Below are 19,491 nucleotides of genomic sequence, written 5' to 3'. Positions count from 1 at the left end.
CACCTCATGACCGCCCCCGCCGCAGCCACCTGGCACCGGCTCGCCGAGACCTCCGTGCTGCTCGACGGTTTCCACGCCCTGAAGCACGCGCTGCGCTTCGGCGCAGAGGTCCCGGTGGCGGTCGCCACGGACCGACGGGCGACCCTCGCCCTCGCCGACGAACTGGCTCCGGACGTACGAGCCACCCTGGACGCGCTGCTGACGGAGGTCCCGGAGGACACGTACCGCTCCTTCGTGTCGCGCCCGCACCCCACCGGGGTGGCCGCATTGGCCGTACGCCCCGCGCGCGAGGCCAACCTCCGGCAACTCGCGCACACCCCCCGCACCGCGCCCGTGATCGTTCTCGACAACCCCCGCAACCTGGGCAACGCCGGTGCCGTGATCCGGCTCGCCGCCGGTTTCGGGGCGACCGGGGTGGTCACCACCGGGACGCTCGACCCATGGCACCCGACGGTCGTACGCGCCGGGGCGGGCCTGCACTACGCGACCGCCGTCGAGCGTCTGACGGTTGACGAACTTCCGCCCGGCCCGGTGTTCGCCCTCGACCCCGAGGGCGACGACATCCGGGCCCTCAAGCTCCCGGACGACGCCGTCCTCGCCTTCGGCTCCGAGCGCAGCGGCCTGTCCCCCGAACTACGCGCCCGCACCGACCACTTGGTGTCCCTACCGATGCGCCCCCAGGTCTCCAGCTACAACCTGGCGACGAGCGTGGCAATGACCCTGTACCACTGGAGCACGTCCACTGCAGCGCCCCTTTAGGGGTGCGGGGAACGGCGCGACCAGCCACAACGGACCGCCACTCGCGCAGCTACCGCACCCCCCGGCTCTTAGGCGTCCCGACGAACCTCAACAACCCTGAACCGGTTGGCGACAAATGCCCCATCACACAGGGCGGCGTTGGCAGCCGGGTTGCCACCAGAACCGTGGAAGTCGGAGAACGCGGCGGTCTGGTTGACGAACACTCCACCGGTCAGGTTCAGCGACAACTGGGCGGCCTCCTCAAGGCAGACCTCCTCCACAGCCCGCTCGACCTCCTCGTCGGTGGTGTACGCGCCGACCGTCATCGCGCCCTTCTCACGGACCGTGCGCCGCAGCAGCTCGACCGCGTCGGAGGCCGAATCGACCGCGACGGCGAAGGAGACCGGCCCGAAGCACTCACTCATGTACGCGGCCTCGTCGTCCGGCTTCGCACCGTCCAGCTTCACGATCACCGGGGTCCGGACAACCGCGTCCGGGAACTCCGGGTTGGTGATCTCCCGTGAGGCGAGGGCGACTTCACCCAGGCCGGCGGCAGCCTCCAGGCGGGCCTTCACGTCCGGGTTGACGAGCGCGCCGAGCAGACCGTTCGCGCGGGCGTCGTCACCGAGGAGGCCGTCCACGGACCGCGCGAGGTCGGCGACGACCTCGTCGAAGGACTTGGGCCCCTGGTCGGTGCCGATGCCGTCCCGGGGGATCAGCAGGTTCTGCGGGGTCGTGCACATCTGGCCGCTGTACAGCGACAGCGAGAACGCCAGGTTCGACAGCATCCCCTTGTAGTCGTCGGTCGACTCCACGACGACCGTGTTGACGCCGGCCTTCTCCGTGTAGACCTGCGCCTGGCGGGCGTTGGTCTCCAGCCAGTCGCCGAAGCCCGTCGACCCCGTGTAGTCGATGATCCGGATCTCGGGGCGGGTGGCCAGCGTCTTGGCGATGCCCTCACCGGGACGCTCGGCGGCCAGCGCCACCAGGTTCGGGTCGAAGCCCGCCTCGGTGAGCACCTCGCGCGCGATCCGCACCGTGAGCGCGAGCGGCAGCACCGCGCGCGGGTGGGGCTTCACCAGGACCGCGTTGCCGGTGGCGAGGGAGGCGAAGAGGCCCGGATAGCCGTTCCACGTCGGGAAGGTGTTGCAGCCGATGACCAGCGCGGTCCCGCGCGGCACGGGCTTGAACTGCTTGTTCATCACCAGGGGGTCGCGCTTGCCCTGGGGCTTGGTCCACTCCGCGACGGCGGGCGTGCGGACCTGCTCCGCGTACGCGTACGCCACCGCCTCCAGGCCGCGGTCCTGGGCGTGCGGGCCGCCCGCCTGGAACGCCATCATGAAGGCCTGGCCGCTGGTGTGCATGACCGCGTGCGCGAACTCGTGCGTCCGGTCGCTGATCCGCTTGAGGATCTCGATGGAGACCACGGCACGCGTCTCCGCGCCCGCGTCCCGCCACGCCCGCTGCCCGGCGCGCATGGCCGGCAGCAGGACGTCGAGGTCCGCGTGCGGGTACGTCACGCCCAACTCGACGCCGTACGGCGACACTTCGCCGCCCACCCAGTCGTCCGTGCCGGGCTGGCCGAGGTCGAGGCGGGTGCCCAGGAGGGCGTCGAAGGCGGCCTTGCCCGCCGCCGCGTCCAGGCTGCCGTGCTCGCCGTAGGCCTTGGGGTGTTCGGGGTGCGGGGACCAGTACGCGCGGGTGCGGATCGCTTCGAGCGCCTGGTCGAGTGTCGGCCGGTGCCGGGCGATCAGCTCGGGCGCGGTCAGTTCGGCGGCCATGCGGGACCAACTCCTCGTTTCAAGAACTCGTCTGCGAGCTCATGACCTGGGCAGAGACTTGGGCGGGAACAGGCAGTCAGAGTTAGAGTAACCGAACGATCGGTCGGGACAAGGGGGTCCGCCGCATCTGTGGAAAACCCTGTGCGGGAGGATCGCGCACATGACAGCACTCGACCTCAGCAGCCCCGTGGCCGTCGTCGGCACCGGCACCATGGGCCAGGGCATCGCCCAGGTCGCGCTGACCGCGGGCCACGTCGTACGGCTGTACGACGCCGTCCCGGGGCGGGCCCGGGAAGCGACCGACGCGATCGGCGCGCGGCTCGACCGGCTGGTCGAGAAGGACCGGCTCACCGCCGCCGACCGGGACGCCGCGCGGGCCCGGCTGCTGCCCGCCGAGGCCCTCACCGACCTCGCGGACTGCACCCTGGTCGTCGAGGCGGTTCTGGAGCGGCTGGACGTCAAGCAGCAGCTGATGCGGGACCTGGAGGACATCGTCGGCGAGGACTGTCTGCTCGCCACCAACACCTCGTCCTTGTCGGTGACGGCCATCGGCGCCGCCCTGCGCAACCCCGGCCGTTTCGTCGGCCTGCACTTCTTCAACCCGGCGCCGCTGCTGCCGCTCGTCGAGGTCGTCTCCGGGTTCGCCACCGACGTCACGTCGGCCACGCGCGCGTACGAGATGTCCCGCGCCTGGGGCAAGACGCCCGTGGCCTGCGCGGACACCCCCGGTTTCATCGTCAACCGCATCGCCCGGCCCTTCTACGCCGAGGCCTTCGCGGTCTACGAGGCGCAGGCCGCCGACCCGGCCACCATCGACGCCGTCCTGCGCGAGTCCGGCGGCTTCAGGATGGGCGCCTTCGAACTGACCGACCTCATCGGGCAGGACGTCAACGAGTCCGTCACCCACTCCGTGTGGCAGTCCTTCTTCCAGGACGTGCGCTTCACGCCCTCCCTCGCGCAGCGCCGCCTGGTCGAGTCCGGCCGCCTCGGCCGCAAGACCGGGCAGGGCTGGTACGACCACGGGGACGACGCCGAACTGCCCGAGCCGCACACCGCCGAACCGGCCCAGGCGCCCGCGTACGTCGTCGTGGAGGGCGACCTGGGCCCCGCGGCCGAGCTGGCCACGCTGATCCGCGAGGCGGGCATCGTCGTCCGCGAGGAGGAAGAGGACCACGGCACCCGGATGGTGCTGCCGGGCGGCGGTCAGCTGGCGCTCGCCGACGGGCAGACCTCCGTGGAGTTCCGTGACGTCGTCTACTTCGACCTCGCCCTCGACTACCGCAGGGCCGGCCGCATCGCCCTGTCCGCCTCCCAGGACACCGCGTCACAGACCCTCTCCGAGGCGATCGGCCTCTTCCAGGCGCTCGGCAAGAACGTCAGCGTCGTAGGAGACGCCCCCGGCATGATCGTCGCCCGCACGGTGGCCCGGATCGTCGACCTGGCGCACGACGCCGTCGCCAAGGGCGTCGCCACCGAGGAGGACATCGACACCGCGATGCGCCTGGGTGTCAACTACCCTCTGGGTCCGTTCGAATGGAGCCGCAGGCTCGGCCGCAGCTGGGCCTACGACCTCCTGGACGACCTGCACCTGCGTGATCCGTCGGGACGGTACGCGCCGTCCCTCGCGCTCTACCGCCACGCGTACGCCACCGAGAAGCGGGAGGGCACCCCATGACCACCGCCAAGCGCGACACCTACACCCCGGAGACGCTGCTCTCCGTAGCCGTCCAGGTCTTCATCGAGCGCGGCTACGACGGCACCTCCATGGAGCACCTCGCCAAGGCGGCCGGTATCTCGAAGTCGTCGATCTACCACCACGTCACCGGCAAGGAGGAGCTGCTGCGCCGCGCGGTCAGCCGCGCCCTGGACGGCCTCTTCGGAATCCTCGACGAGGAGCACGCACGCGTGGGGCGCGCCGTGGAACGGCTGGAGTACGTCGTACGGCGGATGGTCGAGGTGCTGACCTCCGAGCTGCCGTACGTGACGCTGCTGCTGCGGGTGCGCGGCAACACCGACACCGAGCGGTGGGCCCTGGAACGGCGCCGCGACTTCGACCACCGGGTGGCCGATCTGCTGAAGGCCGCGGCGGCCGACGGCGATCTCCGCGGTGACGTGGAGGTGCGGCTCGCGACCCGGCTCGTCTTCGGGATGATCAACTCCGTCGTGGAGTGGTACCGGCCCGACGCGCGGGGGATGGGCGAGCGCGAAGTGACCGACGCGGTGGCCCAGTTGGTCTTCTCCGGGCTGCGCAACCCGGCCTAGCGGGTCAGCTCTGGGGCTCCAGGTCCTCCTCCTCGAAGACCAAAAGCGTGCGCGAGCTCAGCACCTCGGGAATCGCCTGGAGCCGGGTGAGGACCAGCTCGCGCAGCGCCCGGTTGTCCGGCGTGTGCACCAGCAGCAGGACGTCGAAGTCGCCGCCCACCAGCGCGATGTGCGAGGCCCCCGGGAGCAGTCTCAGCTGCTCCCGGACCGTGCGCCAGGAGTTCTGCACGATCTTCAGGGTGATGTACGCCGACGTGCCCTGACCCGCGCGTTCATGGTCGACCCGGGCACCGAAGCCGCGGATGACGCCGTCCTCGATGAGCCGGTTGATCCGCGCGTAGGCGTTGGCGCGCGAGACGTGCACCCGTTCGGCGACCGACCTTATCGACGCGCGGCCGTCCGCCTGGAGCATCTGCAGGATGTCCTGATCAATGGCGTCGAGCGGGCGCGGGGGCGGCAGGGCGTTGCCCGCCTCCGGACCGTCGGCCATTTGTTCAGGTGCCATGTCCCCCCGCCTCCCTACCATGGACGTACTGCGTTCATTTCAGGTTGTGGAGAACCGTTTGTCCACAGCCTGGAGGTGCCTGTAGCCAAAATGTGCCGACGACCGAACAATCGGTAGGGAGGCGCGGCACGTCCGACGCGTCTCTTCGAGCCACTCCCACGAGGAGGTGCCGTCATGACGGTCATGGAGCAGCGGGGCGCGTACCGGCCCACACCGCCGCCCGCCTGGCAGCCGCGCACGGACCCCGCGCCGCTGCTGCCCGACGCCGCGCCGTACCGCGTGCTCGGCACCGAGGCGGCCGCGCAGGCCGACCCCGATCTGCTGCGCCGGCTCTACGCCGAGCTGGTGCGCGGCCGCCGGTACAACGCGCAGGCCACCGCCCTCACCAAGCAGGGCAGGCTCGCCGTGTACCCCTCCACCACCGGCCAGGAGGCCTGCGAGGTCGCGGCCGCGCTGGTCCTCCAGGAGCAGGACTGGCTCTTCCCCAGCTACCGCGACACCCTCGCCGCCGTCGCCCGCGGCCTCGACCCCGTGCAGGCCCTCACCCTGCTGCGCGGCGACTGGCACACCGGCTACGACCCGCGCGAGCACCGCATCGCCCCCCTGAGCACACCGCTCGCCACGCAACTCCCGCACGCGGTCGGCCTTGCCCACGCGGCCCGCCTCAAGGGCGACGACGTGGTCGCGCTCGCCCTGGTCGGCGACGGCGGCACCAGCGAGGGCGACTTCCACGAGGCGCTGAACTTCGCCGCCGTCTGGCAGGCCCCGGTCGTCTTCCTCGTCCAGAACAACGGCTTCGCGATCTCCGTCCCCCTCGCCAAGCAGACCGCCGCCCCGTCCCTGGCCCACAAGGCCGTCGGCTACGGCATGCCCGGCCGCCTGGTCGACGGCAACGACGCGGCCGCCGTGCACGAGGTCCTCGCCGACGCCGTACGGCACGCGCGCGAGGGCGGTGGTCCCACGCTCGTCGAGGCCATCACGTACCGCATCGAGGCCCACACCAACGCCGACGACGCGACCCGCTACCGCGGCGACACCGAGGTCGAGGCCTGGCGCGCCCACGACCCGATCGCCCTCCTGGAGCACGAACTCACCGAGCGCGGGCTCATCGACGAGGACGGCATCAAGGCCGCGCGCGACGCCGCCGAGACCATGGCGGCCGAGCTGCGCGCCCACATGAACCAGGACCCGGTGCTCGACCCCATGGACCTGTTCGCCGATGTGTATGCCGAGCCCACCCCTCAACTGCGCGAACAGCGCGAACAGTTGGCGGCGGAGCTGGCGGCCGAGCGCGAGGGGACGCACTGATGACCACAGTCGCCCTCAAACCCGCCACCATGGCGCAGGCCCTCACGCGCGCGTTGCGCGACGCCATGACCGAAGACCCCACCGTGCACGTCATGGGCGAGGACGTCGGCACCCTCGGCGGCGTCTTCCGTGTCACCGACGGCCTCGCCAAGGAGTTCGGCGAGGACCGCTGCACGGACACCCCGCTCGCCGAGGCGGGCATCCTCGGCACGGCCGTCGGCATGGCGATGTACGGCCTGCGCCCGGTCGTGGAGATGCAGTTCGACGCCTTCGCCTACCCGGCGTTCGAGCAGCTGATCAGCCACGTCTCCCGCATGCGCAACCGCACCCGCGGCGCCATGCCCCTCCCGATCACCATCCGCGTCCCCTACGGCGGCGGCATCGGCGGCGTCGAGCACCACAGCGACTCCTCCGAGGCCTACTACATGGCCACCCCGGGCCTCCACGTCGTCACCCCCGCGACGGTCGCCGACGCCTACGGCCTCCTGCGCGCCTCGATCGCCTCCGACGACCCGGTCGTCTTCCTGGAGCCCAAGCGCCTGTACTGGTCGAAGGACACCTGGAACCCCGACGAGCCGACCCCCGTCGACCCCATCGGCCGCGCGGTCGTCCGCCGCCCCGGCCGCAGCGCCACGCTGATCACCTACGGCCCGTCCCTGCCCGTCTGTCTCGAAGCCGCCGAGGCGGCCCGGGCCGAGGGCTGGGACCTCGAGGTCGTAGACGTGCGCTCCCTGGTGCCGTTCGACGACGAGACGGTCTGCGCCTCCGTACGGCGGACCGGCCGCGCCCTCGTCGTGCACGAGTCGGGCGGCTACGGCGGCCCGGGCGGCGAGATCGCGGCCCGCGTCACCGAGCGCTGCTTCCACCACCTGGAGGCGCCGGTGCTGCGCGTCGCCGGGTTCGACATCCCGTATCCGCCGCCGATGCTGGAGCGGCACCATCTGCCCGGCGTCGACCGGATCCTGGACGCCGTGGGCCGGCTCCAGTGGGAGGCGGACAACTGATGGCACAGGTACTGGAGTTCAAGCTACCCGACCTCGGCGAGGGCCTCACCGAGGCGGAGATCGTGCGCTGGCTGGTCGAGGTCGGCGACGTCGTCGCCATCGACCAGCCGGTCGTCGAGGTCGAGACGGCCAAGGCGATGGTCGAGGTGCCGTGTCCTTACGGCGGTGTCGTCACCGCCCGCTTCGGCGAGGAGGGCACCGAACTGCCCGTGGGTTCCCCGCTGTTGACGGTCGCGGTAGGTACGCCGGCGTCCGATGCCGGGGCTGAGACCGAGACCGAGGGCTCCGGGAACGTGCTGGTGGGCTACGGCACGGGGGCGCCTCCGGCGCGGCGGCGGAGAGTACGGCGGATGGCGGCGGACGTCGTGACGTCGGTGGCGGACGCCCCGGCCCCCGCCGCCGGGACCGGCGGTCGCGACGACGGTCCCGTACCCGTGATCTCGCCTCTCGTACGACGACTCGCGCGCGAGAACGGCCTGGAACTGCGGGAGTTGACGGGTTCCGGACGCGACGGCCTGATCCTGCGGGCGGACGTCGAGCAGGCGCTCCGCGCGGCGGCGGCCCAAGAGGCGACCGCCCAGGAAGCGACACTCCTGCCCCCGGCCGCACTCCCCCCGACCACATTCGCCACCCCCGCGACCATGACGGCCCCCGCGACCGACGGAGTCACCCGCACCCCCCTCCGAGGCATCCGGGGCGCAGTCGCCGACAAGCTCTCCCGCAGCCGCCGCGAGATCCCCGACGCGACCTGCTGGGTGGACGCCGACGCGACGGAGTTGATGCGTGCCCGCGCGGCCATGAACGCCGCCGGTGGGCCCAAGATCTCCGTGCTCGCCCTCCTCGCCAGGATCTGCACGGCCGCGCTGGCCCGGTTCCCCGAGCTCAACTCCACCGTGGACATGGACGCGAGGGAGATCGTCCGGTTCGACCGGGTGCACCTCGGCTTCGCCGCGCAGACCGAGCGCGGGCTGGTCGTGCCCGTCGTACGGGACGCGCAGGCAAGGGACGCGGAGGCGCTGAGCGCGGAGTTCGGGCGGCTGACCGAGGCCGCCCGGACCGGAACACTCACGCCCGGGGACCTCACCGGCGGGACCTTCACGCTCAACAACTACGGGGTGTTCGGCGTCGACGGTTCCACACCGATCATCAACCACCCCGAGGCGGCCATGCTCGGCGTCGGCCGTATCGTCCCCAAACCCTGGGTGCACGAGGGCGAGTTGGCGGTCCGGCAGGTCGTCCAGCTCTCGCTCACCTTCGACCACCGGGTGTGCGACGGCGGCACGGCGGGCGGTTTCCTGCGATATGTGGCGGACTGCGTGGAACAGCCGGCGGTACTGCTGCGCAACCTGTGATCACGGCGGCGCGGGCGAGTTCCCTGTGATCAGGGTGGCACGCATACTCGGGGGGTGACCGCGCACGAGCCCCCCGACGCCGCGCCCGCCGTCGCCCACGACGCCGTCGTGCTCGCCGGTGGTGCCGCCCGGCGGCTCGGGGGTGCCGACAAGCCCGGGTTGCGGGTGGGCGGACGGGCCCTGCTCGACCGGGTGCTCGGTGCCTGTGCCGATGCCGGGACCACGGTCGTCGTGGCCGACCCGAGGCCCACCGTCCGGCCGGTGCGCTGGGCGCGGGAGGAACCGCCCGGTGCGGGTCCGGTCGCCGCGCTCGATGCCGGGCTTCGGCACATCACCGCCGAGGCCGTCGTGGTCCTCTCGGCCGACCTGCCGTTCCTCGAAGTGGCCACCGTACGGCGGCTGTTGACCGCCCTGCGGAGCAGTGACGCCGAAGGGGTGCTGCTCACCGACGCCGACGGGCGTGACCAGCCGCTCGTGGCCGCGTACCGCGCGTCGGCGCTCCGCCGGGAGCTGACCGCACTCACCGCAGAGCACGGCAGTCTCACCGGGCTGCCTCTGCGTCGGCTCACCGCCGCGCTCGACCTCACCCGCGTCCCCGACCCCGTCGCGTCCTTCGACTGCGACACCTGGGACGACCTCGCCACCGCCAGGGCACGCATCAGGGAGCATGGGCACGTGTTGGATGAATGGATTTCCGCAGTCAAGGACGAACTGGGCATCGACCTGGACGTCGACACCGGCACCCTGCTCGACCTCGCCCGCGACGCAGCCCACGGGGTGGCCAGGCCCGCCGCACCGCTGACCACCTTCCTGGTCGGCTACGCGGCGGCGCAGGGCAAGGGCGGCCCCGACGCCGTCGCCGAGGCCGCCCGCAAGGCCGCCGCCCTCGCGCTGCGCTGGGCCGGCGAGAACACCCCGGAAGCCCCCTCCGACGCCAAGCCCGACGCCCCGTCGTCCGCGCCGGGTCCGGACGCCGCCGGATGACCGCGCGCGGTATTCACGTCGGCGAGCACGCCCGGGACGCCGAGGACCTCGACGTCGAGGAGGTACTCGCCCTTGTGAACGAAGGCAGCACCGGCTCCGGCGACCCCGCCGTGTCCCCGCCCTCGACCTCCCCCGCGCGCTCACCGCAGGGCACCCCCCGCAAGCCCGACACCGGCCAGCACAGGGCCACCCCCTGGCCCGAGGCCCGCGCGATCGCCGGCCGCGCCGCACGCACCGGTTCCCGCCGCGCCCCCGTCTCCGTGGCCCTCGACTCCGCCCTCGGTCTCGTCCTGGCCGCGCCGCTCGTCGCCCTGAGCGACCTGCCCTCGTTCGACACCTCGGCGATGGACGGTTGGGCGGTCGCGGGCCCCGGCCCCTGGGCCGTACGCGAGGACGGGGTGCTCGCCGGGCACGCGCAGTCCGAACCGCTCAGCGACGGCGAGGCCGTACGGATCGCGACCGGTGCCCGGGTCCCCGCCGACGCCACCGCCGTCATCCGCAGCGAACACGGCCGTACCGACGACAAGGGCCGGCTCCACGCGGCCCGGGACGTCGGGCACGGCCAGGACATCCGACCGCGCGGCCAGGAGTGCCGTAGCGGCGACCATCTGCTGCCCGGCGGCACCCTGGTGACCCCCGCGGTGCTCGGCCTCGCCGCGGCCGCCGGGTACGACACGCTCACCGTCGTGCCCCGCCCCCGGGTCGAAGTCCTCATCCTGGGCGACGAGTTGCTCACCGAGGGGCTGCCCCGGGACGGGCTCATCCGGGACGCGCTCGGGCCGATGCTGCCGTCCTGGCTGCGCGCGCTCGGCGCCGAGGTCACCGCGGTCCGCCGGCTCCGCGACGACGCGAAGGCGCTGCACAAGGCCATCACGGGCAGCTCCGCCGACGTCATCGTCACCACCGGCGGCACCGCCTCCGGCCCGGTCGACCACGTCCACCCCACCCTGCGCGCCATCGGCGCCGAGCTCCTCGTGGACGGCGTGAAGGTACGCCCCGGCCACCCCATGCTGCTGGCCCGCATCAAGGACGACCAGCACCTCGTCGGCCTGCCCGGCAACCCCCTTGCCGCGATCTCCGGCCTGCTCACCCTCGCCGAACCGCTGCTGCGGACCCTGTCGGCACACCCCGCCCCGGAGCAGTACGAGCTGCCCCTCCAGGACGCGGTGCACGGGCATCCGTACGACACCCGGCTCATCCCCGCCGTGCTGCGCGGCGACTCTGCCGTGCCGCTGCATTACAACGGCCCGGCCATGCTGCGCGGGATCGCGGCCGCCGACGCGCTCGCGGTCGTACCGCCGGGTGGTGCGCGGCAGGGGCAGCACGCGGAACTGATCGATCTGCCCTGGGCGGCCGCCGGGATCGGGGTGTGTTTCACGTGAAACAGTCGGGCCATGATGCGATCGCCCGCCAGGCGGACGAACATCTCGTGACCCATCGGGTGGAACTCCCGAAGAAAGTGGTCGAGCACCCCTTCCAGCAGGTCGCGAAACGGCTGTCCATCGCGCTGTTCCTGCTCGTCGCGACCGCGTTGATCGTCTACGCCGATCACGAGGGCTACAACGACAACTCGGACGGCTCGGTCGACCTGCTCGACGCCTTCTACTACGCCACGGTCACCCTCTCGACCACCGGCTACGGCGACATCACCCCGGTCAGTGACGGCGCCCGGCTCACCAACATCCTGGTCGTCACGCCCCTGCGCGTGCTGTTCCTGATCGTCCTGGTCGGCACCACCCTCGAAGTCCTCACCGAACGCACGCGGGAGGAATGGCGTCTCAACCGCTGGAGGTCCACGTTGCGGGATCACACCGTCGTCATCGGCTTCGGGACGAAGGGGCGGTCCGCGATCCAGACCGTGTGCGCGACCGGACTGAAGAAGGAACAGGTCGTCGTGGTCGACCCCAGTGGCAAGGCGATCGAGGCGGCGAGCAGCCAGGGATACGTCGGAGTCGTCGGGGACGCCACCCGCAGCGAGGTCCTCAAGCGGGCCGAGGTGCACAAGGCGCGGCAGATCATCATCGCGACCCAGCGCGACGACACGGCGGTCCTGGTGACCCTCACGGCACGGCAGCTCAACCGGAGCGCGAAGATCGTCGCCGCGGTCCGCGAGGAGGAGAACGCGCCGCTGCTCAAGCAGTCCGGCGCCGACGCCGTCATCACCAGCGCCAGCGCGGCCGGCCGGCTGCTCGGCCTGTCCGTGCTCAGCCCCGCCGCCGGCATGGTCATGGAAGACCTCATCCAGCAGGGCAGCGGCCTCGACATGACCGAACGCCCGGTCATAAAGGCCGAGGTCGGCAAGTCCCCGCGCGACACGGACGACCTGGTGGTGAGTGTCGTACGCGGGCACCGGGTCCTCGGCTACGACGACCCGGCCATCGGGACCCTTCAGCTGACGGACCGGCTCATCACGATCGTGCGGGTGTCGCCGGGTTCGCAGGTCGCGCCGGACACCCGGCCCCTGCCGGAGTGACACGCCTTCGACCGCTGCCTCAGTGACCCTCCTTCGGCGGTCGGCCGTATGACGAGGAGTAGCGTCGGCCCCATGCATGCGATCACGATTTCCGAACCTGGTGGGCCCGAGGCACTGGTGTGGGGCGAGGTCCCCGATCCGGTCGCCGGCGAGGGCGAGGTCCTGGTCGAGGTGGTGGCCAGCGCGGTCAACCGCGCCGACATCATGCAGCGCCAGGGCTTCTACGACCCGCCGCCCGGCGCGTCCTCCTACCCCGGCCTCGAATGCTCCGGCCGGATCGTCGAGATCGGCCCCGGGGTGTCCGGCTGGTCGGTCGGCGACGAGGTGTGCGCGCTGCTCGCGGGCGGCGGTTACGCCGAGAAGGTGGCCGTTCCGGCCGGGCAGTTGCTGCCCGTGCCCGCCGGCCTCGACCTGAAGCAGGCCGCCGCGCTGCCCGAGGTGGTCTGCACGGTCTGGTCGAACGTCTTCATGGTCGCCCACCTCCGCCCCGCCGAGACGCTCCTCGTGCACGGCGGCTCCAGCGGCATCGGCACCATGGCGATCCAGCTCGCGAAGGCCGTAGGCGCCAAGGTCGCCGTCACCGCCGGCACGAAGGAAAAGCTGGACTACTGCGCCGAGCTGGGCGCCGACATCCTCATCAACTACCGCGAGCAGGACTTCGTCGCCGAGCTCCAGCGGGCCACCGACGGTGCGGGCGCCGACGTCATCCTCGACAACATGGGCGCCAAGTACCTGGACCGCAACGTCCAGGCCCTCGCCGTCAACGGGCGGCTCGCGATCATCGGGATGCAGGGCGGCATCAAGGCCGAGCTGAACATCGCCGCGCTCCTCGGCAAGCGGGCCGCCATCAGCGCGACCTCGCTGCGGGCCCGCCCGCTCGGCGAGAAGGCGGCCATCGTCGCCGCCGTACGCGAACACGTGTGGCCGCTGATCGAGGCCGGGCAGATCCGGCCCGTCGTCGACCGGGAACTGCCGATGAGCGAGGCCGGGACCGCGCACCAGGTGCTGGAGGACAGCGGGCACATCGGCAAGGTGCTGCTCGTCGCGCCGTAGGGCCGGCAGCTCCTAGCTCCGGCGCACCCGGAGTGCGATGAAGGCGAGGCCCAGGCCGAGCCCGATGAGGATCAGGCCGCTGCCCAGCGGCAGGATCCGCAGCACGGGCTCGGCGGGGTCCTCGGCGTGGGTGACGGTCCGGTGCAGGGGCTGGAGGGGCGGGGAGGTCGGCACGGGGGCGGCGTTCTGGGAGGACGCGGAATCGGCGGGGGCGGGGGTGGCCCTGGGGCTTCCGTCGTCGTCACCGTCCGCTGTCAGGCCGGCCGTGTCGTCGCCGTCTCCTCCGCCGCCTTCGTCCTCGTCCTCGTCGGTGGTCGGCTCCGCGGTACGTCCCGGCCGTTTCCGCCCTTCGCCCGCCTGACTTCCGGCCCTGGAGGGATCGGGGGAGGCATGGGCGGCGTCGGGGCCCGAAGCAGGTCTCAAGGCGGACGCAGAGTCGGAAGCGGAGGCCGAGGCGGATGCGGGCGTCGTGACCGCGACGCGACCACTCCCGGCACCACCGGTGCCCGCACCGCTCCCCGCCTCCACCCCGTACGCCGGAACACCCCCGCACGGATTCACCACCGCACCCGTGCCCAGCACGAGCAGCAGTCCCGTTGTACGCAGCCATGGAGTCACGTCCGTGACCCCCTCCCGAGCCGAGGCGGCAAGATCGACGCACCCAGCGTCACACCGGGCGGACGCTCCGGCACTCCGGGTTCGGCCATGCGGAAACGGTGGATCACCTTTCGAGGGGGGCGCCACGATCGTGAGGTGTGCGAGTGCGAGAGAATGGCGGCATGGAGATGCCGAGGAACGAAAGGTCACCGGAGAAGCCTCAGATCCTGGTCGTGGGACAGGACGGGATGGCGCTCGGTGGCACCGGGGACGAGGACTCCCGCGAGATCCCGGTGACGGAGATGGTGGAGCAGCCGGCCAAGGTCATGCGGATCGGCAGCATGATCAAACAGCTTCTCGAGGAGGTGCGTGCGGCTCCCCTCGACGAAGCCAGCCGGGCCCGGCTCAAGGAGATCCACCGCAGCTCCGTGAAGGAGCTGGAGGACGGTCTGGCGCCCGAGCTGGTGGAGGAACTGGAGCGGTTGTCGCTGCCGTTCACGGACGACGTGACGCCGAGCGACGCGGAACTGCGCATCTCGCAGGCCCAGTTGGTGGGCTGGCTGGAGGGGCTCTTCCACGGGATCCAGACCACGCTGTTCGCCCAGCAGATGGCCGCGCGGGCCCAGCTGGAGCAGATGCGCCGGGCGCTGCCGCCGGGCGTCGGCGACGGCACCGAGGAAGGGCAGCCGGGCGGCGGCCGCGTGGGCGGCCCGTACCTGTAGGAGCCGCACCCTTACCGTCCACCGTCAAAAGGGCCCGGCAGCCGATGCTGCCGGGCCCTTCCACATGATCGACGTCAGGACGGGTTGCCCGTGGACACGCCCAGCTGGATCTGGGGCATGTCCTTGGGATCCACGTCCGTGCCGGCCGCCGGGAACTGCTCCATGACCGTGCCCTGGCCGTAGGTGTTCTCGTCCTCGGACTTGACCTTCACCTTCCAGCCCGCCTCGCGGAGGCAGGCCTTGACCGAGGCGATGTACTTGAACTGGAAGTCCGGGACCTGGATCTTGCTGGGGTCGTTGTACGACTCCTCGGGCTCCGTGCACGCGGTCGTCGCGATCGTCTTCGACGTGTCGCCGTCGCGGTGACCCTCGACCGCGGTCGCCGAGGTGCTCGCGCTCGCGCTGCTGCCACCGCCCTTCGCGTCGTCATCGCCGCCGCCGTTCATCGACAGGGCGACGATCAGCGCGCCGACCGCGACCAGGGCGACGACCACGGAACCGATGATCACCGGCTTGTTGCTCTTCCCGCCGCCTCCCCCGGACGCCGGCGTCGGGTGCTGCGGGGTCAGGTTGTACGGCGGCGGGGTCGAGATGCCCTGCTGCCCGAACCCGACCGAGGGCTGCGGCTGGTAGCCCGCCTGCTGCGGATAGCCGTAGGCCGGGGCGGGCGCGGGTGTGCCGCCGTAGGGACCCGGCTGGTACGGCGTGTGGACGGGGCCGGTGGGGGCCGGGGCCGCCTGGTCGACCGGCGGGAAGACCGCGGAGCCGACGCCCGCGCCGCTCTGCGCGGGTGCGCCCGGCACGATGCTCGGGGCGGCCGCGTGCAGCGAGGACGCGACGCGCAGGCACTCGTCGCGCATGGACTCGGCGTTCGGGAAGCGCTCGTTCGGGTTCTTCTTCAGCGCGCGGGTGATCAGCGCGTCCACGGCCGGCGGCAGGGAGCGGTTGATCGAGGAGGCCGCGACCGGTTCCTCCTGCACATGCGCGTACGCGATGGCCAGCGGCGAGTCCGCGTCGAACGGCAGCCGCCCGGTGACCAGTTGGAACAGCATGATGCCGACCGAGTACAGGTCGCTGCGCGCGTCCACGCCCCGGCCGAGCGCCTGCTCCGGCGAGAGGTACTGCGGGGTGCCGACGACCATGCCGGTCTGCGTCATCGAGGTGACACCGGACTGCATGGCGCGGGCGATGCCGAAGTCCATGACCTTGACGACACCGCGCTTGGTCATCATCACGTTGCCCGGCTTGATGTCCCGGTGGACCAGGCCCATCTCGTGGCTGATGTCCAGCGCGGCCAGCACGTCCGCGGTGATCTTCAGCGCCTTGTCGGCGGGCATCGCGCCGAACTGCCGTACGTCCTCGTCGAGCACGGAGCCGAGCGGGCGGCCCTCGACGTACTCCATGACGATGTACGGCATCGTCGTGCCGTCGAGGGCGTCCTCGCCGGTGTCGAAGACCGAGACGATGTTGGTGTGGGTGAGCTTGGCCACGGCCTGGGCCTCGCGGCGGAAGCGCTCGCGGAAGGCCTGTTCCCGGCCGAGTTCGGTGTGGAGTGTCTTGATCGCGACCTGGCGGTCGAGCACCGAGTCGTACGCCAGGTGCACCGAGGCCATGCCGCCCTCGCCGAGCAGGTCGCGCAGTTGATAGCGGCCACCTGCGAGCGCGCGCCCCGCATACCGGCCCTGTGCGCCGTCCTGGCTCATGTCCCGTGTCCCCCATCGGCGCCGGCTCAGTGATCGAAAGTGCCATTCCCGGCCAAGTCTGCCGGAGGGCACTGACACGTCAAGCGCGGTGCCCGATCCGTGACCGTACGCGAAAGAAGAGTCGTGGAAGCGTTACAGGTGCTGTACCGGCGGTACACAGAATTTGCACGACGGCCCGTGATACCGATTTGATGGCCGGTCCGTCTCCGGACGATTCCGGCACTGATCCCGGACCGGAGGCTTGCGCCGAGCCTGTAGCGTGGCCGACGGAGACCGTAACAACACCGCGCGCACCGCGGGCAGAAACGACGGCGAGGACTGATGGCACAGCAGCACGCTCAGGGCCCGTCCGACCCCGAGGCGGCTGGCGGCGGAATGTCGGACGCACCGGAGCTGTGGGGTAACGGCGGACTGGTCGGCGACGGCCGGTACCGGCTCACCCACAGACTGGGCCGGGGCGGTATGGCCGAGGTTTTCGCGGCCGAGGACGTACGGCTCGGGCGCACGGTCGCGGTCAAGCTGCTGCGCTCGGACCTGGCCGAGGACCCGACGTCGAAGGCCCGCTTCACGCGCGAGGCCCAGTCGGTGGCCGGCCTCAACCACCACGCGATCGTCGCCGTGTACGACTCCGGCGAGGACTACGTGGGCGGCATGTCGGTGCCGTACATCGTCATGGAGATCGTCGAGGGCCGCACGATCCGCGACCTCCTCCTCAACGCCGAGGCGCCCGGGCCCGAGCAGGCCCTGATCATCGTCTCCGGCGTCCTGGAGGCGCTCGCCTACTCGCACCAGCACGGCATCGTGCACCGCGACATCAAGCCCGCGAACGTGATCATCACGCACAACGGCGCCGTGAAGGTCATGGACTTCGGCATCGCGCGCGCCCTGCACGGGGCGTCCACGACGATGACGCAGACCGGCATGGTCATGGGCACCCCGCAGTACCTCTCCCCGGAGCAGGCGCTCGGCAAGGCCGTCGACCACCGCTCCGACCTGTACGCGACGGGCTGCCTCCTCTACGAACTCCTCGCGCTGCGGCCCCCGTTCACCGGCGAGACGCCCCTGTCGGTGGTCTACCAGCACGTCCAGGACATCCCCGTCCCGCCGTCCCAGACGTCGAACGGCGTCTGCCCGCCCGAGCTCGACGGCCTCGTCATGCGCTCGCTGGCGAAGGACCCGGACGACCGCTTCCAGACGGCCGAGGAGATGCGCGGGCTCGTCCAGTACGGCCTGCAGATGCTCTACGACCAGGGCGGCCACACCGGGACCTGGAACACCGGGCCCGTGACCGTCGCGAACGGGCAGGGCACCCCTCCGGGGGGCTTCGCCGGTACGACCGTGATGCCCCAGGGCGACTCCTCCGGGACCACGCAGATCCCGCAGCCGATCCTGCCGGGCGGTTACGGCAACGGCGACGACGGCGGCTTCGAGGGGCACGGCAACCACGGCAGCGGCCGCGGCAAGCTGTGGATCCTCGCGGTACTCGCGGTGATCGCCATCGCGGCGGGCGTCGCGCTGGCGCTGAACAACACCGGTAACGGCAGCGGCGGTTCGGGCACCACCCAGTCGCCGACCACCTCGCAGTCCGCGACCGACGACACGGCCACCGAGACACCGAGCGACGACACGACGGCGTCCCCGTCCGAGACGGACACGGACGACAGCGGCACGACGTCCGGTTCGCAGTACACGCCGACGTCGAAGCCCTCGTACACCCCGACCGAGACGGCCACCGAGAAGCCTTCGAGCACCCCGTCCGCGACGGTGTCCGAGGAGCCGTCGGACACCCCGTCCGCGACGACCTCGGTGGACCCGACGGGTACGGGCGGCACCGGTGACGACGGCGGGGACGACGGGGGCAACGCCGTCGCGGGCGCCCTCGGCGGCGGCTGACCCGGCCCGGATCACCGGTACCAAAGAAGTTCACGCGCGCGTGCACCCCGTAGCAGGGGTCCACGCGCGCGTGCTGTTTTTCGCTGCCCCTACGGGGCGCCCTCCGCGAACGCCTCGCACACCGCGTCGTACTCCCGCGTCCACCACACGGCGAGCGCCGACGCGGCCGGGAACTGGGGGTCCGCGCGGGTGTCGCCCCGCTCGTAGTGCCAGCGCAGCATCCAGAAGTCGTTGAGCCGTTCCCACCACACCCGGTGCACGGCGGCGGCCAGTTCGGCGGGGCCGGCGCCCGCGGAACGCCGGTACGCGTGCGCGTACGCCCGTACCTTCGGCAGGTCCAGGGCTCCGTCGGGCCGTACGAAGAAGATCGCGGCGGCGCGTACGGCCTCCTCCGCGCGGGGCTGTACGCCGAGCCGGTCCCAGTCGACGATCGCGGCGGGGGCGTCGCCCTTGTAGAGCAGGTTGAACGGGTGGAAGTCCCCGTGCACCCACCCCACGGAGGCACCGCGCGGCGGCCGTCGGTCCGCGTGCCGCTCCAGCAGCTCGCGCCGCTCCAGGAGCCGGTGGCGGGCCAGTTCGTCGAAGGCGTCGGCCGGTTGGTGCCGGCGGACGTGCCCGAGGAGGTCGTCGATGAGGGCGAAGGTGTCGACGGGGTCGGCCCCCGGCGCGCACTCCTCCCGGCGCCCCGGCATGACCCGCTCCAGGCTCGCGTGGACGACCCCCAGGAGCGCGCCGAGGCGTCCGCACTGATCGGTGGTCAACTGGCCGCCGTGGCGGTGCCTGCCGTCGATCCAGGGGTGCAGGGCGTAGGCGTGACCGCCGACGACGGCGACCGTACGGCCGTCGCGGGCGGGCAGCGGGGGAGCCACGGGGACGCCGAGGTCGGCCAGGCGCCGGGTCGCGGTGTGCTGGCGGGCGATCGCCGCCGGGTCCGCGGTCTCGGGGTCGAAGTGGTGCTTGAGGAAGTAGCGGCCCCGGGTCGTGCGGAGCCGGTAGCCGCGGTTCAGCAGGCCCTGCTCGACGGGTTCGCAGGTGACGGCGGACCCGGCGGCGTACTGGCGGAGGAGGGCGCCCAGCGGGGGCGCGTGGGGCACGGGGGGTGGTACACGTAAGGGC

The 19,491-nt window shown here is 72.0% G+C and carries 17 protein-coding genes; 12 read left to right on the top strand and 5 right to left on the bottom strand.

Annotated features, from left to right (window positions below; translation table 11 throughout):
- Positions 1 to 6: 6 nt before the first annotated feature.
- Positions 7 to 759, top strand: coding sequence for a TrmH family RNA methyltransferase (locus OG504_RS26800; protein WP_405992114.1), 753 nt, complete (start codon positions 7 to 9; stop codon positions 757 to 759).
- Positions 760 to 827: 68 nt separating this feature from the next.
- Here OG504_RS26800 and paaN read toward each other — a convergent pair whose 3' ends face one another.
- Complete coding sequence (paaN, locus tag OG504_RS26795; RefSeq protein ID WP_405992113.1) at positions 828 to 2,519, bottom strand: phenylacetic acid degradation protein PaaN; 1,692 nt, start codon at positions 2,517 to 2,519, stop codon at positions 828 to 830.
- A gap of 160 nt (positions 2,520 to 2,679) precedes the next feature.
- Between paaN and OG504_RS26790 the strand changes: the two genes are divergently transcribed.
- Together OG504_RS26790 and OG504_RS26785 are read left to right on the top strand one after the other, a co-directional pair.
- Entirely contained in the window at positions 2,680 to 4,194 is a 1,515-nt protein-coding gene (locus OG504_RS26790) for a 3-hydroxyacyl-CoA dehydrogenase (RefSeq protein WP_405992112.1), read from the top strand.
- Positions 4,191 to 4,781, top strand: coding sequence for a TetR/AcrR family transcriptional regulator (locus OG504_RS26785; RefSeq protein WP_405992111.1), 591 nt, complete (start codon positions 4,191 to 4,193; stop codon positions 4,779 to 4,781). The genes OG504_RS26790 and OG504_RS26785 overlap by 4 nt, the downstream gene beginning before the upstream one ends.
- Before the next feature lie 4 nt (positions 4,782 to 4,785).
- Here OG504_RS26785 and OG504_RS26780 read toward each other — a convergent pair whose 3' ends face one another.
- Positions 4,786 to 5,286 (bottom strand): Lrp/AsnC family transcriptional regulator, encoded by a 501-nt coding sequence (locus tag OG504_RS26780; RefSeq protein ID WP_405992110.1) that lies wholly within the window; start codon positions 5,284 to 5,286, stop codon positions 4,786 to 4,788.
- A 174-nt stretch (positions 5,287 to 5,460) separates the two neighbouring features.
- On the opposite strand from OG504_RS26780, the gene pdhA reads away from it, so the two are divergent.
- The 7 genes from pdhA to OG504_RS26745 all read left to right on the top strand — a co-directional run bounded on the left by pdhA (position 5,461) and on the right by OG504_RS26745 (position 13,460).
- Positions 5,461 to 6,594, top strand: coding sequence for a pyruvate dehydrogenase (acetyl-transferring) E1 component subunit alpha (pdhA, locus tag OG504_RS26775; protein WP_405992109.1), 1,134 nt, complete (start codon positions 5,461 to 5,463; stop codon positions 6,592 to 6,594).
- Positions 6,594 to 7,598, top strand: coding sequence for an alpha-ketoacid dehydrogenase subunit beta (locus OG504_RS26770; protein WP_266770371.1), 1,005 nt, complete (start codon positions 6,594 to 6,596; stop codon positions 7,596 to 7,598). Before pdhA ends, OG504_RS26770 begins: the two co-directional genes overlap by 1 nt.
- The gene (locus tag OG504_RS26765) at positions 7,598 to 8,950 is read left to right on the top strand and encodes a dihydrolipoamide acetyltransferase family protein (protein ID WP_405992108.1); all 1,353 of its coding nucleotides are present in this window, start codon (positions 7,598 to 7,600) and stop codon (positions 8,948 to 8,950) included. The genes OG504_RS26770 and OG504_RS26765 overlap by 1 nt, the downstream gene beginning before the upstream one ends.
- A gap of 54 nt (positions 8,951 to 9,004) precedes the next feature.
- The gene (locus tag OG504_RS26760; protein WP_405992107.1) at positions 9,005 to 9,934 is read left to right on the top strand and encodes an NTP transferase domain-containing protein; all 930 of its coding nucleotides are present in this window, start codon (positions 9,005 to 9,007) and stop codon (positions 9,932 to 9,934) included.
- Positions 9,931 to 11,316 carry a molybdopterin molybdotransferase MoeA gene (locus tag OG504_RS26755; RefSeq protein WP_405992106.1) on the top strand — a complete coding sequence of 462 codons (1,386 nt, stop codon included), beginning with the start codon at positions 9,931 to 9,933 and terminating at the stop codon, positions 11,314 to 11,316. The genes OG504_RS26760 and OG504_RS26755 overlap by 4 nt, the downstream gene beginning before the upstream one ends.
- Positions 11,313 to 12,407, top strand: a complete 1,095-nt coding sequence (locus tag OG504_RS26750; protein WP_405992105.1) for a potassium channel family protein — start codon at positions 11,313 to 11,315, stop codon at positions 12,405 to 12,407. Before OG504_RS26755 ends, OG504_RS26750 begins: the two co-directional genes overlap by 4 nt.
- A gap of 72 nt (positions 12,408 to 12,479) precedes the next feature.
- Entirely contained in the window at positions 12,480 to 13,460 is a 981-nt protein-coding gene (locus tag OG504_RS26745; protein ID WP_405992104.1) for an NAD(P)H-quinone oxidoreductase, read from the top strand.
- Positions 13,461 to 13,472: 12 nt separating this feature from the next.
- Here the strand turns inward: OG504_RS26745 and OG504_RS26740 are convergent, their stop codons facing one another.
- A complete protein-coding gene (locus OG504_RS26740) occupies positions 13,473 to 14,078 on the bottom strand; it encodes a hypothetical protein (protein WP_405992103.1) in 606 nt (201 codons plus the stop codon).
- Between the two features lie 161 nt (positions 14,079 to 14,239).
- On the opposite strand from OG504_RS26740, the gene OG504_RS26735 reads away from it, so the two are divergent.
- Complete coding sequence (locus tag OG504_RS26735) at positions 14,240 to 14,779, top strand: bacterial proteasome activator family protein (RefSeq protein WP_366433202.1); 540 nt, start codon at positions 14,240 to 14,242, stop codon at positions 14,777 to 14,779.
- Between the two features lie 74 nt (positions 14,780 to 14,853).
- Here the strand turns inward: OG504_RS26735 and OG504_RS26730 are convergent, their stop codons facing one another.
- On the bottom strand, positions 14,854 to 16,482 hold the full coding sequence (locus OG504_RS26730; RefSeq protein ID WP_405992102.1) for a protein kinase domain-containing protein: 1,629 nt from the start codon (positions 16,480 to 16,482) through the stop codon (positions 14,854 to 14,856).
- A gap of 375 nt (positions 16,483 to 16,857) precedes the next feature.
- Between OG504_RS26730 and OG504_RS26725 the strand changes: the two genes are divergently transcribed.
- On the top strand, positions 16,858 to 18,375 hold the full coding sequence (locus OG504_RS26725) for a protein kinase domain-containing protein (protein WP_405996437.1): 1,518 nt from the start codon (positions 16,858 to 16,860) through the stop codon (positions 18,373 to 18,375).
- 89 nt (positions 18,376 to 18,464) lie between these two features.
- On the opposite strand, the gene OG504_RS26720 is transcribed toward OG504_RS26725, so the two are convergent.
- Positions 18,465 to 19,469 (bottom strand): phosphotransferase, encoded by a 1,005-nt coding sequence (locus OG504_RS26720; RefSeq protein WP_405992101.1) that lies wholly within the window; start codon positions 19,467 to 19,469, stop codon positions 18,465 to 18,467.
- Positions 19,470 to 19,491: the final 22 nt, after the last annotated feature.

The organism is Streptomyces sp. NBC_00986 (assembly GCF_045162565.1).
Classification (GTDB): domain Bacteria; phylum Actinomycetota; class Actinomycetes; order Streptomycetales; family Streptomycetaceae; genus Streptomyces.
Note: the sequence above shows the minus strand (reverse complement) of the source record. Positions and strands in the feature narration are given on the sequence as shown.

Bases quoted from the DNA above. Each gene is read 5' to 3' on its own strand.
- OG504_RS26800 (WP_405992114.1), top strand. From the start codon at position 7: ATGACCGCCCCCGCCGCAGCCACCTGGCACCGGCTCGCCGAGACCTCC.
- paaN (WP_405992113.1), bottom strand. From the start codon at position 2,519: ATGGCCGCCGAACTGACCGCGCCCGAGCTGATCGCCCGGCACCGGCCG.
- OG504_RS26790 (WP_405992112.1), top strand. From the start codon at position 2,680: ATGACAGCACTCGACCTCAGCAGCCCCGTGGCCGTCGTCGGCACCGGC.
- OG504_RS26785 (WP_405992111.1), top strand. From the start codon at position 4,191: ATGACCACCGCCAAGCGCGACACCTACACCCCGGAGACGCTGCTCTCC.
- OG504_RS26780 (WP_405992110.1), bottom strand. From the start codon at position 5,286: ATGGCACCTGAACAAATGGCCGACGGTCCGGAGGCGGGCAACGCCCTG.
- pdhA (WP_405992109.1), top strand. From the start codon at position 5,461: ATGACGGTCATGGAGCAGCGGGGCGCGTACCGGCCCACACCGCCGCCC.
- OG504_RS26770 (WP_266770371.1), top strand. From the start codon at position 6,594: ATGACCACAGTCGCCCTCAAACCCGCCACCATGGCGCAGGCCCTCACG.
- OG504_RS26765 (WP_405992108.1), top strand. From the start codon at position 7,598: ATGGCACAGGTACTGGAGTTCAAGCTACCCGACCTCGGCGAGGGCCTC.
- OG504_RS26755 (WP_405992106.1), top strand. From the start codon at position 9,931: ATGACCGCGCGCGGTATTCACGTCGGCGAGCACGCCCGGGACGCCGAG.
- OG504_RS26745 (WP_405992104.1), top strand. From the start codon at position 12,480: ATGCATGCGATCACGATTTCCGAACCTGGTGGGCCCGAGGCACTGGTG.
- OG504_RS26735 (WP_366433202.1), top strand. From the start codon at position 14,240: ATGGAGATGCCGAGGAACGAAAGGTCACCGGAGAAGCCTCAGATCCTG.
- OG504_RS26730 (WP_405992102.1), bottom strand. From the start codon at position 16,482: ATGAGCCAGGACGGCGCACAGGGCCGGTATGCGGGGCGCGCGCTCGCA.
- OG504_RS26725 (WP_405996437.1), top strand. From the start codon at position 16,858: ATGTCGGACGCACCGGAGCTGTGGGGTAACGGCGGACTGGTCGGCGAC.